General features: G+C 50.6%; 14 protein-coding genes and 1 pseudogene. 10 read left to right on the top strand and 5 right to left on the bottom strand.

Features of this window, described 5'->3' with window-relative positions:
• The first annotated feature begins 19 nt into the window (after positions 1-19).
• Genes LDL70_RS11290 through LDL70_RS11300 form a run of 3 tightly spaced genes read left to right on the top strand, consistent with a single transcriptional unit; the run spans position 20 to position 2179 of the window.
• Entirely contained in the window at positions 20-913 is an 894-nt protein-coding gene (locus LDL70_RS11290) for a metal ABC transporter ATP-binding protein (RefSeq protein WP_225685081.1), read from the top strand.
• Positions 852-1733 (top strand): metal ABC transporter permease, encoded by an 882-nt coding sequence (locus LDL70_RS11295; RefSeq protein ID WP_370637830.1) that lies wholly within the window; start codon positions 852-854, stop codon positions 1731-1733. Before LDL70_RS11290 ends, LDL70_RS11295 begins: the two co-directional genes overlap by 62 nt.
• Positions 1733-2179 (top strand): Fur family transcriptional regulator, encoded by a 447-nt coding sequence (locus LDL70_RS11300; protein WP_075656960.1) that lies wholly within the window; start codon positions 1733-1735, stop codon positions 2177-2179. Before LDL70_RS11295 ends, LDL70_RS11300 begins: the two co-directional genes overlap by 1 nt.
• Positions 2180-2229: 50 nt before the next feature.
• Here the strand turns inward: LDL70_RS11300 and LDL70_RS11305 are convergent, their stop codons facing one another.
• Positions 2230-3039, bottom strand: coding sequence for a LuxR family transcriptional regulator (locus tag LDL70_RS11305; protein ID WP_225685082.1), 810 nt, complete (start codon positions 3037-3039; stop codon positions 2230-2232).
• 704 nt (positions 3040-3743) lie between these two features.
• Here LDL70_RS11305 and LDL70_RS11310 point away from each other — a divergent pair.
• The 4 genes from LDL70_RS11310 (at position 3744) to LDL70_RS11325 (ending at position 7817) form a co-directional block, all read left to right on the top strand.
• Positions 3744-4847 (top strand): ABC transporter substrate-binding protein, encoded by a 1104-nt coding sequence (locus tag LDL70_RS11310; RefSeq protein ID WP_022709617.1) that lies wholly within the window; start codon positions 3744-3746, stop codon positions 4845-4847.
• Positions 4848-5049: 202 nt separating this feature from the next.
• Positions 5050-5952 (top strand): ABC transporter permease subunit, encoded by a 903-nt coding sequence (locus LDL70_RS11315; protein WP_022709618.1) that lies wholly within the window; start codon positions 5050-5052, stop codon positions 5950-5952.
• Positions 5949-6752, top strand: coding sequence for an iron ABC transporter permease (locus LDL70_RS11320; protein ID WP_022709619.1), 804 nt, complete (start codon positions 5949-5951; stop codon positions 6750-6752). The genes LDL70_RS11315 and LDL70_RS11320 overlap by 4 nt, the downstream gene beginning before the upstream one ends.
• Positions 6753-6755: 3 nt before the next feature.
• Positions 6756-7817 carry an ABC transporter ATP-binding protein gene (locus tag LDL70_RS11325; RefSeq protein ID WP_225685083.1) on the top strand — a complete coding sequence of 354 codons (1062 nt, stop codon included), beginning with the start codon at positions 6756-6758 and terminating at the stop codon, positions 7815-7817.
• A gap of 58 nt (positions 7818-7875) precedes the next feature.
• Here the strand turns inward: LDL70_RS11325 and gndA are convergent.
• From gndA to LDL70_RS11340, 3 genes and pseudogenes are all read right to left on the bottom strand, one after another.
• Positions 7876-9300 (bottom strand): annotated as a pseudogene (gene gndA, locus LDL70_RS11330) (NADP-dependent phosphogluconate dehydrogenase); the annotation flags it as partial.
• Between the two features lie 140 nt (positions 9301-9440).
• Complete coding sequence (locus LDL70_RS11335; protein ID WP_151160036.1) at positions 9441-10058, bottom strand: GNAT family N-acetyltransferase; 618 nt, start codon at positions 10056-10058, stop codon at positions 9441-9443.
• Positions 10059-10253: 195 nt separating this feature from the next.
• The gene (locus LDL70_RS11340) at positions 10254-11384 is read right to left on the bottom strand and encodes a type III PLP-dependent enzyme (RefSeq protein ID WP_022709727.1); all 1131 of its coding nucleotides are present in this window, start codon (positions 11382-11384) and stop codon (positions 10254-10256) included.
• Positions 11385-12156: 772 nt separating this feature from the next.
• On the opposite strand from LDL70_RS11340, the gene LDL70_RS11345 reads away from it, so the two are divergent.
• The 3 genes from LDL70_RS11345 (at position 12157) to LDL70_RS11355 (ending at position 15040) form a co-directional block, all read left to right on the top strand.
• Complete coding sequence (locus LDL70_RS11345; protein ID WP_225685085.1) at positions 12157-13077, top strand: LysR family transcriptional regulator; 921 nt, start codon at positions 12157-12159, stop codon at positions 13075-13077.
• Between the two features lie 89 nt (positions 13078-13166).
• Positions 13167-13844 carry a DUF1007 family protein gene (locus tag LDL70_RS11350; protein ID WP_370637662.1) on the top strand — a complete coding sequence of 226 codons (678 nt, stop codon included), beginning with the start codon at positions 13167-13169 and terminating at the stop codon, positions 13842-13844.
• Between the two features lie 74 nt (positions 13845-13918).
• Positions 13919-15040, top strand: a complete 1122-nt coding sequence (locus LDL70_RS11355) for a nickel/cobalt transporter (protein ID WP_225685086.1) — start codon at positions 13919-13921, stop codon at positions 15038-15040.
• On the opposite strand, the gene LDL70_RS11360 is transcribed toward LDL70_RS11355, so the two are convergent.
• Complete coding sequence (locus LDL70_RS11360) at positions 15037-15267, bottom strand: hypothetical protein (protein ID WP_022709722.1); 231 nt, start codon at positions 15265-15267, stop codon at positions 15037-15039. The two genes, LDL70_RS11355 and LDL70_RS11360, sit on opposite strands and share 4 nt — an antisense overlap.
• Between the last annotated feature and the right edge of the window lie 4 nt (positions 15268-15271).

The raw sequence follows: 15271 nt of genomic DNA on the forward strand, positions 1-15271 counted from the left end.
ATCATTCCGAAAGCGTACAATGCATCATCCATTATCAGCTGCCGCCAGCGGACAGACATCTGACATTCTTCTGCGCCTTGAAAATGCAGGGATTGAGCGGAACGGTCGCTGGCTTGTCCGCAACATTGATCTCACTCTGCATAAAGGCGAAATTGTTACACTCATCGGCCCTAACGGCTCAGGGAAAAGCACGACCGCCAAAATGGCATTGGGTATTCATAAGCCTGATGAAGGCGCGGTGAAACGCGAGAAATCCCTGACCATCGGCTATGTCCCGCAAAAAATCTCGATTGATCCAAGTTTGCCGTTAACAGTTGAGCGCATGATCCGCATGACTGCTCCTATAAAAAAAGAAGCAATCGAAGCAGCTCTGGAACTTGCAGGCATCCCGCAACTCATCAAAGCACAAGTTGTCCATCTTTCCGGCGGCGAGTTTCAGCGTGTGCTGCTTGCCCGTGCATTTGCCTGCAAACCGGATTTGCTGGTGCTGGATGAACCATTGCAAGGTGTTGATTTTGCCGGTGAAGCCGAACTTTACGAGAAAATTGCAAAATTCCGCGATCAGACCGGTTGCGGTGTCCTGATGATCTCCCATGATCTGCATATTGTTATGGCCGCAACAGACCGCGTTGTCTGCCTGAACGGGCATATATGTTGCAGCGGCACGCCGGTTGATGTGGCGGCCAGCCCTGAATATGCCAAACTTTTCGGATTGCGCACTCCGCGCGGCATGGAAATTCCGCCCTCGCTTGCAGTCTACACACATCATCATGACCATACCCATCTGGCTGACGGACGGGTACAACATGCAGACGGTACGATAACCGATCATTGTCACCATGATGACGGCCATCATCATGAACACTGTGAAGACCACAACCATTCCCAAACCGGCGGGCACAATCATGCTTGATGACTTCTTTATCCGCGCCATGCTTGCCGGTATCGGCCTCGCTTTAATTACCGGCCCTATCGGTTGTTTTATTGTATGGCGACGCATGGCCTATTTCGGCGACACGATGGCTCACTCGGCGCTGCTTGGTGTTGGCCTTGCTATGCTGTTTGACCTGAATATTATGGTTTCCGTCTTTCTGATCGCCTTTAGCATCGCCATGCTGCTGGTGGTTTTACAGAAACGGCACACTCTCTCAGCAGATTCTCTGCTGGGCATACTCTCCCACGCCACATTGGCATTCGGACTAGTGCTTGTCGCCTTTATGACATGGATCCGCTTTGATCTGATGTCACTGCTGTTCGGCGATATTCTCGCGGTATCCGTCTCCGATCTTATCGCCATTTATGCCGGTGGCGCATTGATCCTTGCGGGTCTGATTAAACTCTGGCGACCACTACTGGCAGCGACCATCAGCGAAGATATTGCACAGGCTGAAGGTCTGCAACCGGAACTGCACCGCACTTTGTTTATGATTTTGCTGGCGCTGCTGATTGCCATTGCCATGAAAATCGTCGGTATTCTGCTGATTACCGCTCTGCTGATTATTCCGGCAGCCACGGCACGCCGTTTTGCATTATCGCCGGAGCAAATGGCCATCTATGCGGCTTTTATCGGTGCCTGCTCGGTTATTGCCGGTCTATTCGGCTCATTAAATTATGACACACCGTCAGGACCATCCATAGTCGTGGCTTCTGTGGTGTTTTTTGTTATAAGCTTGCTCCCATGGCAAAAACTCAAAGCATCTTTGCCGGTTGCGCGCGATAAGGAGACTTCATAATGACCGCTCATACGCATACAGGAACTGCATCTGCGGCAGCGCGCGCTCCGAAACTCACACGTAATCAGAATCTCGTATTGGAAGCACTTGCAAAGGCTGAGTTCCCGCTCAGCGCCTATACAATTCTCGACCAGTTGCGCGAAGAAGGTTTTCGCGCACCGCTGCAAGTCTATCGCGCACTGGACAAGTTACTGGAATACGGCCTGATCCATCGCCTTGAAAGCCTGAATGCTTTTATTGCCTGCGCCCATCCGCACCACCATGAGCACGGCCATCTGCATGGTATCGCAGCTTTTGCCATTTGCGATAAATGCGGTTTAGCTTCGGAATTTTCTGAGCCGGAAATCGAAGATTGCGTGCAGCACTGGACGCAGAAGAACCATTTTCATCCGACAAAAACCACTCTGGAAATTCGCGGTCTGTGCGCAAGTTGCGCGCATAACTGATCAGGAATAACAGAACACCCCGCACAAAAAATGCGGGGTGTTTTTGCCAATCAGCCCTGTAAATGCGATGTATCCGGCAAAGGCATAATGCCAAGCGACATCGCCACCGCCACTGCAGATGTGCGGTTGGCACAACCCAGTTTGATCTTGGCATTTTGCAGATAGGTCACCACTGTCCAGCGGGCGATGCTGAGAATTTCAGCAATTTCACCGTCAGTTTTTCCGCGTGCGGCCCATTTGAGGCAATCAACCTCGCGTGGCGTCAGAGAAACCAGCGACTGAACTTCGTTCTTTTGTGATGAATAGTCGCTCACCGCGGATAATACAGATTCATGTAATTGCGCAGTCGCCTGTAAAAAATCCTTTTCCAGCAGACGGATCAGGTCTTCGGCATTGAGGTCGTTTTTGCCCTTTTTCGTATCAAACGCATAAATAGTATGGGCATCCCCGCTGCCATTCAACCGCTGTGTCACCATAATAAATGTATCGCCAAAATTATGCGCTCTCAAATCATCGACATAATTCTGCAATGCCGGTGTATTTTGTTTGTGACTGTAAATCTCTGTAATGCTGACACTATGAGGCAGCTCGGGATCAGACCATTTCTGATGAAAAAGCGGATCAATATCAAAATAACTTTTTGCAGCGTAATTCACGATCCAGTCTGCCGGAAATGTCGACACCACAGTCTTGATATTATCAGCCATGCCCGCATCCGCATGCTTAGGCGTAATATGCGTAATATGCTTGCAGGAAAGTTTTTTACGAACGGCGATATATGTTTCCAGAATAGATGAACAATATTCTTTGCCAAAGAAACTGTTTTGAAATTCCGGGAAATGGATAAATTCAAATTCCATGAAAAAATTCCGTTTTAAACACCTGTAATAATCAGCGAAATGAAAACATAAAAATCAAAGCGCATAAAAACGCGCGAATATGAAAATGATTCGAAAATAAACGCACATGATTTGCGCGCCTCTTCTCAACTAAGACATGAATGCAGCAAAAATACTATTTCAACGCGATGACGCAAATAAGATAAAACAACAGTGATCCGCTGCGACGAATCTCCGGTCATCCCCTCCCTCTGGAAACCGGCCCAAAACACTCTTCTGCAGAACTTAATAATTAAAAATCAGTGCCTTAAAATTAAGATTATTTCACCGCCAAACAGAATCTCATTATCCGGCACAGTTATTTTATTAAAATGTTTTTGTCACAATGCACAATTACCAACTAATTGCCCGCTCATACTATCCGGTTAACGACATTTGCGGCTAAGCCTATGAATCCTTTCTGATATTCAGAACCTCGCCGCGCAGCCGGATTATCATCCGATAAAAATCAATATATTCAAGAGATTAAGTATATTGTTGTTTTTTATTCATTTCCTTCTCTCTAAACTGCAACATTCAATTGATTGCGATAAAAAAACATGGTTCACTTCTGCCCGGATAAAGAAAAACGATAGCTGTCATGGTACTTTCATATGACGCGCCTATCGAAAAAATGCGAGGATGCCTGAAAGCAGGCCTCCCGTAGCTTTAAGGGGAGTATGTCAATGCTTAACAGAACAACACGGCTGTTGTCCCTGACAACAGCGATCGCTTTTGCCGGCACCACATTATCCGTGGCAGCTCCGTCAGAAGAACTGATCGCCGCCGCGAAAGCAGAGGGTCAGCTGACCACAATCGCCCTTCCGCATGACTGGTGCGGCTATGGTGAAATCATCAAGAGCTTCAAAGACAAATACGGCATTCAGGTCAATGAACTGAATCCGGATGCAGGCTCCGGCGATGAAATCGAAGCGATCAAAGCGAACAAAGACAATAAAGGCCCTCAGGCGCCTGACGTGATCGATGTCGGCTTTACCTTCGGCACCACTGCGAAAAAAGACGGCCTGCTCCAGCCTTATAAAGTATCGACATGGGATTCGATCCCTGATGATGCCAAGGATGCTGAAGGTTACTGGTACGGCGACTATTACGGCGTATTGGCTTTCGAAGTAAACAAAGACATCATCAAAGATGCACCGCAGGACTGGGCTGATCTGCTCAAGCCTGAATTTGCCAATGCCGTTGCGCATTCCGGCGATCCGCGTGCATCCACACAGGCAATCCTGAGCGTGTATGCTGCCGGTCTTTCCCTTGGTGGCAAGCCGGGTGAAGAAGCCGCTCAGAAGGGTCTGGAATTCTTCCGCGACGTGAACAAGGCCGGTAATTTTGTACCTGTCATCGGCAAGGCCGCTTCACTGGCACAGGGCTCGACCCCTATCGTTATCCGCTGGGACTATAATGCTCTGGCAGACCGCGATACGCTGAACGGCAATCCGGAAGTTGAAGTTATCATTCCGAAAACCGGTGTTGTAGCCGGTGTGTATGTACAGGGCATCAGCGCCTATGCACCACATCCAAATGCAGCCAAACTCTGGATGGAACATCTCTATTCCGATGAAGGCCAGATCGGTTATCTGAAAGGCTATTGCCACCCGATCCGCTTCAACGCCATGGCAAAAGAAGGCAAGATCCCTCAGGAACTGCTCGACAAGCTGCCACCGGCAGAAGCTTACCAGAAAGCTGTCTTCCCGACTTTGGAAGAACTCGACAAGTCTCAGGCTGTCATCACCAAGAACTGGGATAGCGTTGTCGGCGCGAATGTTCAGTAAGCTGAACAGCTGAATGCTGCTGTTACGGGCGGCAACACCCGCCCGTAACAGGTTTTGCAATTTGCATTTTTATACGACACATATCATCATAAAAAATAACTCAGCCGGCACCGCAATCTGAACATTGCTGTATGCTTGCAGATTTCAGCACCTCAATCTGCGGAAGCCATCACCGACGCAGACGATAAAAAGCAAAAATCATATGAGCCTGTCCAGCAATGGCATAACATCTGACACGCCCCCTGTGCGACGCGCCAAGCGCCGTCTGCCTTTAGAGTGGCTCGGTGTTGCCCCGTTTTTCGCCTTCGCAATTCTGTTTCTGCTCTGGCCGACCATGTATCTGGTTGTCGGTGCATTTCAGGATAGTCAGGGTAATTTCACCCTGCAAAATATTATAGATTTGTTTGAACCCGGCATTATGAGTGCTTATTGGGTCTCGATCAAAATCAGCTTTGCCTCCGCTTTGGGTGGCGCTGTGATCGGCTCGTTCATGGCATGGGCGATTGTACTGGGTAAACTGCCCCGTTTTCTGCGCCCGACTGTGCTCACATTCTCCGGCGTTGCGTCCAACTTTGCCGGTGTACCGCTGGCTTTCGCCTTTCTTGCCACGCTCGGCCGCACCGGTTTTGTTACGATTTTGCTGCGCGAGTGGTTCGGCTTCAATCTCTATGCCACCGGTTTTAACCTTCTGAGCTTTTTCGGCCTGACACTGACCTATCTGTTTTTCCAGATTCCGCTGATGGTGCTGATCCTCACCCCTGCTCTGGACGGTCTGAAAAAAGAATGGCGCGAGGCTTCATCCATTCTCGGTGCAACAACATTCCAATATTGGCGCATGGTGGCCTTTCCGATTCTCTGGCCCAGCCTGCTCGGCACCAGCCTGTTGCTGTTTGCCAATGCCTTTGGTGCCATTGCAACGGCCTATGCGCTGACCGGTTCTTCGCTGAATATTGTACCTATCCTGCTTTACGCGCAGATTCGCGGCGATGTTCTGCACAATCAGAATCTCGGCTATGCACTGGCACTCGGCATGATCCTGATTACCGGCATTTCCAATCTGCTCTATATCTGGCTGCGTATGCGTGCAGAACGGTGGCAGAAATGAAGCTGAAATATTTCATTCCAAAAACCCTCGGCGCATGGATCGCCTTTCTGATCGGCGCTATCTATTTTGTGGTGCCGCTGATCGGTACATTTGAATTTTCCCTGCGCATGCGTCGCGGTGAATATTCTTTTGACGCTTACCGCGTTGTGCTGACTGACCCGAATTTTCAGGCGACATTCGGCTATTCCATCATGCTGGCCATCATGACGATTATTTTCGGCGTGTTGCTGGTGGTACCGACTGCCTATTGGGTGCGGTTGCGCATGCCATATTTGCGCCCCGTCATTGAATTTATCACGCTGATGCCACTGGTTATTCCGGCGATTGTTATCGTATTCGGCTATTTGCGGATTTATAACTCGTCCTCATGGCTGCCATTTACAGGATCAACGCGCGCAACCGATATTCTGCTGATGTTCGGCTATGTGACTCTGGCGCTGCCTTATATGTATCGCTCGATTGATACGGCCATGCGCACGATTGATGTTCGCACGCTGACAGAAGCCGCGGAAAGTCTGGGCGCAGGCTGGCCGACCATTCTGTTCAAGGTGATTTTCCCGAATGTGCTTTCCGGCGTTATGAGCGGTGCGTTCATTACCTTTGCGATCGTCATCGGTGAATTTACGCTGGCTTCGTTGCTTAATCGTCCGGCTTTCGGCCCTTATTTGCAGCTTGTCGGTGCAAACCGCGCTTATGAACCGTCAGCACTGGCAATCATTGCCTTCGGCATTACATGGCTGAGCATGATTATGCTCCAGCTTGTCACCCGCTTCTCCAAATTTAAGACAGCAGGCAATTAAGTCATGGCTTTTCTCAATATTAATAATCTCAAAAAAAGCTTCGGCGCTAATACTGTTGTCCATGATTTCAGTCTGGCAGTTGAAAAAGGCGAGTTCATCTCGTTCCTCGGTCCATCAGGCTGCGGAAAAACCACCGTTCTGCGTATGATTGCCGGTTTTGAATCACCCGATCAGGGCGTGATCGAGATCAACGGTCAGGATGTGGTTGATCTCAAGCCGAACAAACGTAATATCGGCATGGTTTTTCAGGCCTATGCGCTGTTCCCTAATATGACCGTAGCGCAGAATGTTGCCTTTGGTCTGCGGGTGTCCGGCAAACCTAAAGCCGAGATTGATGCAACAGTTAAGGAAATGCTGGAACTGATCCGCCTTGAGCATCTGGCAGACCGCTTCCCTTATCAGATGTCCGGCGGCCAGCAGCAGCGTGTTGCCCTTGCCCGTGCCTTGGCGACAAAACCGCAGGTGCTGCTGCTTGATGAACCGCTCTCAGCACTGGATGCGAAAATCCGTATTTCGCTGCGCGAAGAAATCCGCGCCATTCAGCGTCAGCTTGGCATCACAACCGTATTTGTTACCCACGATCAGGAAGAGGCACTGTCTATTTCCGACCGGATCGTAGTGATGCATGAAGGCAAAGCGGATCAGATCGGCACGCCGTTTGATATTTACAACCGTCCGGCAACGCGCTTCGTGGCATCATTCGTTGGTACGCTGAACATGCTGGAAGCCCGTGTGGCAGACCCGCAGCAGAATAAAGCGGATCTCGGAGGAACGATTATCACCGTGCCGCAATCATTGGCATCTTACAACAAAGGTGATGCGGTCACTCTGGCTCTGCGGCCGGAAACCATCAGCCTTGATGCCTCCCCTGCCCGCGACAGCAGCGTTGAAGTCATTGTGCAGGATGTACATTTCTTAGGCTCAGTCATTCGTACTCGTGTAACACTGGGTGCCAACCAGCTGTCTTTCGACAGTTTCAACAATCCGGCGGTGCGCCCGCCACAGCATGGTGACAAAATCACTGTCCATTTTGCTACGCAGGATTTGCTGGTACTTGGTAAATAAAAACAAAGGCCGGACTTTTATCAAGTCCGGCCTTTTTCTTGTACTATGAAAGGTACAATTACAGTCCATCGCCCCAAGGGCCGTGGAAATCGCCGTCTTTATCGATTCTTTTGAAACCATGCGCCCCGAAGAAATCACGCTGCGCCTGTATCAAATTGGCTGAACCGCGTCTTTGGCGGAAACCATCAAAATAGCTGATTGCCGAGCTCAGTGCCGGTACCGGCACACCGGCAGTCACAGCCGCAGCCACAACCTGACGCAGACTTTGCGCAGCCACACTCATTTGCTCAACAAATGCAGGTGCCAGAAGCAGATTATCCACCTCACCCGCAGCAAAAGCCTCACCGATTTCATCGAGAAACTGTGAACGGATGATACAACCGGCGCGCCAGATACGTGCAATCGTTGCCAGTGGCAAATTCCACTGATGCTCCTGTGAGGCCGCGGCCATCACCGCAAAGCCCTGCGCATAGGCCGCAATCTTTGCGGCCAGCAATGCCTGCTCCAGTGCATCAATAAAAGCCTGATCCGCCTTGATTGATCCTGTCTGTACCGGCTCGCCATAGACATCTGCCAGTTTTTGTCGTTGTACAATCAGGGAGGATATCGAGCGTGCAGCAACAGCGGCTTCAATGCCCGTCGCCGGAACACCGAGAATCTGGCTTTCAATAGCTGCCCAGCGTCCGGTACCCTTTTGTCCTGCAGCATCGAGAATAATATCAGGCACCGGCTTTCCGGTTTCAGGATCAAGCGCTTTCAACACTTCTGCCGTAATTTCAATGAGATAAGAATTCAGAGCGCCTGTATTCCATTTTGCAAAAATCGGCGCGATTTCTTCCGCCTTCAAACCGCAGACATCACGCAAAATGCCATAGATTTCCGCAATCATCTGCATATCGGCATATTCAATACCGTTATGAATGGTTTTGACAAAATGCCCCGCACCATCCGGCCCCATACGGGCACTGCATGGTTCGCCTTTATAACGAGCAGCTACCGCATCCAGTATCGGCTCAATCCGCGCATAGGCTTCAGGCGTACCGCCAACCATCATGGACGGGCCGTTACGCGCACCTTCCGCACCACCGGAAATGCCCATACCGACAAAAGTCGGATCATTTTCGCCGAGAGAATTCAGGCGGCGCACCGTATCGCGGTAATCGGAATTGCCGGAATCAATAATAATGTCGCCTTTTTCCAGAAAGGTCTTGAGCTTGGCCATTTCCGTATCAACGGGACTGCCTGCTTTAATCAGCATGATAATCGGGCGTGGCTTGGCAATATTCTGGCTGAGCTGCTCCATGGTTGCACAGGGAATAATGCGCTCCTGCAACTCACCGCTGGAAGCATAAAACTTTTCTAATACCGGCGCTTCACGGTCATAAACTGCAACCCGATATCCTTTTTCAGCAATATTGAGCGCCAGATTAGAACCCATGACGCCAAGCCCGATCAGTCCGATATCTGCCAGTTGCATTCTGTTTTCCCTATATGTGAACTATCCGGCAAAATAGCCGGAGCATAATTCTTCGTTCTATATAGGTATGCTATTCAAAACCGGTTTCAACTGAAAGCAGAGACTGACAACTGAAACCGGTTATTTTTCTTTAAATTCCGCTCTATTTAAACAGCAATGGCCTGACGGTCAGCAATCAGCTTGCCGGTAGCAGTCAGCACACCGGATGCACCGTCCAGATAATTTTCTTCCAGCTCCAGCGCCAGAAAACGGTGACGCTCCACAGGACCCGGCATAGCCAGATCAGCCATTTTATTGCCGGTAAAGCCGAAACGGCCATAATATTCAGGATCACCAACCAGCAAAATCGCCTTATGACCAAGCGCCTGCGCATTGTGAATAGCCTGACGCATCAAGGCAGCGCCGACACCCCGCCCCGCATAAATTGTCTCAACCGCCAAAGGCCCCAAAAGCAAAGCAGGTACAGCTTCTCCGCCGGCTTTTTTACCGGCAGAAATATGCCAGAGCCGGACACTGCCGATCATCACGCCATGCGCATCACGGGCAATCAATGCCAGCCCATAGGCAGGTACGCGTTTACGGCGCAGCTTTTCCGATGATTTGCGCTTGCGTCCCTCGCCCATCACACGGTCGAGCAAAGCCTCACGCGCGCTGCTGTCCGCAGGCGTTTCATGCGCAATACTAAACGAGACCGGTGCCGGAGCAGTGATTTGCGCGGCTGACAATTCAGCCGTGGTTCCGGCCGCAACAGAAGAAGCAGACATCAGCGTGAACCTTAAAGCATTTGCGTGAGGCAAATGCGCTAAAACAAAGCGGTAAGGAGCATTGTTTCCTCACACATATGTATGAGGATAAACACAAAGCAAAAATCTTATGTGACAAGACCGGTGGAATTCTTCCACCGGTATCATTCGCAATGTGAGGCTGAATATGCGCCCCTGACGAGACGCATATCAGTATCAGATCACATAGGAGCGCAGCGGTTCAAAACCGTTAAACGCAACAGCCGAATAGGTTGTTGTGTAAGCGCCGGTGCCTTCGATCAGCACTTCATCACCAATGGTCAGCGAGACCGGCAGCGGATAAGGTGCCTTTTCATACATCACATCGGCGCTGTCACAGGTCGGGCCTGCCAGAACGCAAGGTTCCAGAGTATCGCCGTCACGCGGAGTCACGATCTGATAACGGATCGCTTCATCCATGGTTTCAGCCAGACCGCCGAATTTACCGATATCGAGATAAACCCAGCGATTGTCATTGTCAGCTTTGCGGGAAACCAAAACCACTTCGGTTTTGATGACACCGGCATTGCCAACCATGCCGCGGCCTGGCTCGATGATGGTTTCCGGCAGACGATTGCCGAAATGACGGCTCAGCGCATCGAAAATAGCTTCGCCATAGGCCTGTGCAGTCGGGATATCTTTGAGATAACGGGTCGGGAAACCACCGCCCATATTGACCATGCGCAGGTTGATGCCCTCTTTAGCCAAAAGATCAAACACGCCTTTGGTATCGGCCAGAGCACGATCCCAAGCAGTCAGATCAGTCTGCTGTGAACCGACATGGAACGATACGCCATAGGCATCAAGACCCAGCTGATGGGCTGCACGCAGCACATCAACAGCCATTTCCGGAACGCAGCCGAATTTGCGCGACAGCGGCCATTCAGCACCTTCACCGTCAGCGAGAATGCGGCAGAACACGCGGGAACCCGGAGCCGCACGGGCAACTTTTTCCACTTCTGCAACGCAATCAACAGCATAGAGGCGAATGCCATATTCATAGGCGCGTGCAATATCGCGTTCTTTCTTGATGGTGTTGCCATAAGAAATGCGGTCAGGTGTTGCACCGGCATTGAGTGCCATTTCAATTTCCGCAACCGAAGCTGTGTCGAAGTTCGAGCCCATGGAGGCGAGCAGCGACAGAATCTGCGGTGCAGGGTTTGCCTTTACCGCATAGAAAATGCGCGAGGCCGGCAGAGCCTTTTCAAAATGTTCATAATTTTCACGCACAACGTCGAGGTCAACGACAAGGCAAGGGCCTTCCGGACGTCGGGTGGCGAGAAAGTCGATAATGCGCTGTGTAGCCATCCTGATCTCCTGAACTGCAATAAGCAGTAAAAAGCCGCATCTTCATATCATTTGCGATGCGAAAGCCTGCCCCTGTGCAATGACGCACAAGGTTGAGCATGGTTTCAAAGGACTGATGAACAAATACCTGCGCATACACGCATCAAAAGCCATCAGAGGGACAAACTGCCTTACGGCAAATATGAATCAGCTCTTCGCGCAACCGGCCTTTGGAGATGCAGGAAACACGGAACAAATACATATGCAGATGGATCAACGCCCTGAATTTAGCGTTTTTCCGCTTTGTCTGCCTTGGCTTGGAATGGGAAAAACCCGGTTCCGCACTTAGGGCAATGAGGGTGTGCCTCTTTGAGTTCCCGACCTGTGGAGAGCCGGAAGACACCAGAAAGGCCCGCACCGTCGTTGCTTCAAGGTGTCCTTGATCCATGGTTGGCCATCAGATCAACTGGAGCGGTTAGGTCCAGGTTACCGTACCGGTCTATTCTCCATTCAGAATACCGGCGGACACCCACAGGCACGTGCGACTTTGGGCAAGCGCGATATAAGATGATTTATGTGTCCACACAATGACAAATTTGCGCCGGTTTGATTTTTTTTGGTTAATAAATCACTTCTTTATTCAAAATACGGCGCAGTGCTTTATGTAGATGATAAAAACAGGTGTCTTATTGATTGCAATGCAGCGAATCACTTTGATATTTCTGAGACATTTTGAATATTCAGGATCGCGATATATGGTGCGGTTTAGTCGCTGATCTGGAGGACAGAGCTTATGGACACACTCACACGGATGCGTGCTTTTATTGATGTTGTGGAGGCCGAAGGTTTCTCAGCAGCTGCGCGCAAAATTGGTCGTTCCAAAGCCCTTCTGTCAAAATATGTCCGCGAGCTGGAAGATGATCTGGGCGTGCGGCTACTGAACCGTACAACTCGGCAATTTTCGCTTACCGAAAGCGGCCACACTTATTATCATCGCGCAACGGAGATTCTGCGTGAGCTGGATGATCTGCAAGACTCCATCTCCGAGAGCAGCGGCGATGTGCGCGGCAAGATCAAACTGACAGCACCGCGCAGCTTTGCTGATGCCTCACTGGGCATGTCACTGATTGATTTTTGTGCTGACCATCCGGAGATTGCGCTCGATATCCACCTTGACGACCGTTTTGTGGATCTGGTTGAAGAGGGTTTCGATCTTGCTATCCGCATCACCCGCTTGCAGGATTCATCGCTGATCGCCAAAAGGCTGAGCGCATTTCACACTGTTGTCTGCGCCTCACCTGAGCTGATCGCACGGCTGGGCATGCCGGAAACACCTGAGCAATTGCGGGAAATGCCCTGCATCATTGATACCAACAGCCGCTCCCGCAATAACTGGCAGTTCCGCAATCAGGACGGCTCGATGATGACAGTCGCCATCCGCGGCCCGCTGGAGGTCAACAGCCCGCTCACCACCATGGCAGCGACTGTCAAAGGTCTGGGCTTCAGCGTTCTGCCGCGTTTTGTCGCCGATGGCGAATTGAATAAAGGCACACTTGTGCCGGTGCTCCTAGATTATATGCTTAATGACGGCGGTATTTATGCCGTTTACCCGCACCGTACCTATCTGCCTGCCAAAGTGCGTCTGCTGGTGGATTATCTCGCCAAATGGTTCAAAGATAATCCGTGCAAAGAGCTGACCAATGACGAGGCGTAAAACCCGTAGACTGTCGTCGTAGTTTTGCCTCACTCATTCTCCAAATTCCGAACCAGCATTGACCGCTCAAAAGAGTGATTTTCGTTTCCATGACCAGCAGCAAAAACAAGTCTTTACTGAATGTCCTCGGCCTGACCTGTCTCATGACAGGGCTGGGTGTTGTCGCGGCATCAGCGCATCCGCATGTTTTTGCCGAAGCAAGGCTGGAAATCACAATCACACCGGATCGTTCCGTTGAGAAGCTGGCGCATGTCTGGCGTTTTGATGATCTGTTCTCGTCAACCGTCCTGATGGAATTTGACAAGAAAGGCACGCTGAAACTCGATAGCGCCGAGTTGAATGAACTCAGCACCACAATCGACACATCTATTGCAGAGTATAAATATTTTCAGACAGTTACGCAGGATGGCAAAGATATTGTCATGAACAAGCCTGAGCATCTGATTGCCGATCTGCCGGATAATCAGTTGATCGTCCTGTTTGAAAGCAAGCCGGAAAAACCGCTGAAACTGGAGCCCGGGCATAAAGTCAGTTTCGGCGTCTATGACCCGACTTTTTATACGGCGATTGATTATCTGAAAGACGAAGATTTGGTGGTGAAGGGCATGCCATCCGGCTGCAGTTCTGCTGTTGTGCGCCCTGATCCCGATGAGGCGCTTGCGCAAAACCAGCAAAGTCTGACACAGGCATTCTTCGACGAAGCCGCGGCGATGACCAATGACGTGTCAAAATTCTTCGCAACCCGAATAGAGATCACCTGTAAATAACAAGTCACCGGCCAGCGCATAAGGATTGGCCAAAGCTCAAATTTGTTACGTTATATCATCAGAGGCATACCGGCATGAATCACGCAAAGCAACACACTCTTACCCTGCCCCCGTTAAGAGCCTGTGCTTTGCTGCTGACCATATGCACCTGCCTGTTATTTGTGCTTCACAGTCAGGCATGGGCGCAATCTTCATTAGGCATCGGCGCCAGTGAAGTCACATTGCAGCCGACCGGTCCTTTTGCAAAGCTGATATTGTGGATTAATGCCGAGCAAAAACGCTTCTATCTGATGATGACCACCGCGCTGAAAGCCATGAAGGATGATCCGTGGGCTGCGTGGACATTAGTCAGCCTGTCTTTTCTCTATGGTATTTTACATGCCGCCGGCCCCGGCCACGGCAAAGCAGTGATCTCATCCTATATGATTGCCAATGAAACAGCTTTGCGACGCGGAATTTTTCTTTCCTTCATCTCATCCGTTTTGCAGGCACTGTCCGCCATTTTTCTGGTCGGGATGGCATGGTTTGTGCTGCGTGGTATCGGCATTTCAATGGGAAAAGCAGGACGCGGCATGGAAATAGCCAGCTATGTGCTGGTCATTCTCTGCGGGATTTATATCATCTTCCGCAAGCTTCGCTCAAAGCAGCAGCCTGTCCCTGCGATAGCGGTTGAAACAATGGCACCGGCTCCCGTCTGGCAAGGTTCGCTCTCAGCCTCGGCAACACAAAAACCATCGGCATTGAACACGTCCATGCGGCTTAAATATCAGCCAGCCAACGCAAAACCGGCCGTGTTTGACCATGAGTTTTCAGGAGATGGTGCCAATTGCACAGCCTGCGGCCACAGCCACCTTGCTGATCCGTCCACTCTGAGCGGTGATTTCAACTGGAAAACCGCATGGGCAGCGATTATTGCCGTCGGCATACGCCCCTGCTCCGGCGCGATTATCGTGCTGACATTCTCAATGCTCAACGGTCTGATGCTGGGTGGTATTCTTTCTGCCTTTGCCATGGCATTCGGTACTTTCATCACCGTCGCCTTGCTGGCAACACTGGCTGTCACCGCTAAAAATACGGCACTGCGCCTGGTCAAAAATCCGCTGTTGTCAGCACGGCTGCAAACGGCGATTGAAATCGCCGCTGCATTATTCATCATTCTGACCGGCGTGCTTCTGCTGATTGCTGCCCTGAGTTAATTCTCTTTGTGGTGTTTTCGCTGTGATTTCGCCCGCAGCCAGAACACTACAAAAAAGGCCATCACAAAGACAACTGCAATCAGTGCTGCCAGCACATGGCTGTATGGCCCGACCGCCAGCATGATGATCGGCATGGAATAAAACAGCGCGCCAAAAACCACCATAATCAGTGCGGCGGCTATAGCGGAATTGCGCGTATCCTTCTTATTCTGCTGCGGGGATGCCATGCAT

Origin of the sequence: Pseudochrobactrum sp. XF203 (assembly GCF_020341615.1) — a bacterium.
Taxonomy (GTDB): domain Bacteria; phylum Pseudomonadota; class Alphaproteobacteria; order Rhizobiales; family Rhizobiaceae; genus Pseudochrobactrum; species Pseudochrobactrum saccharolyticum.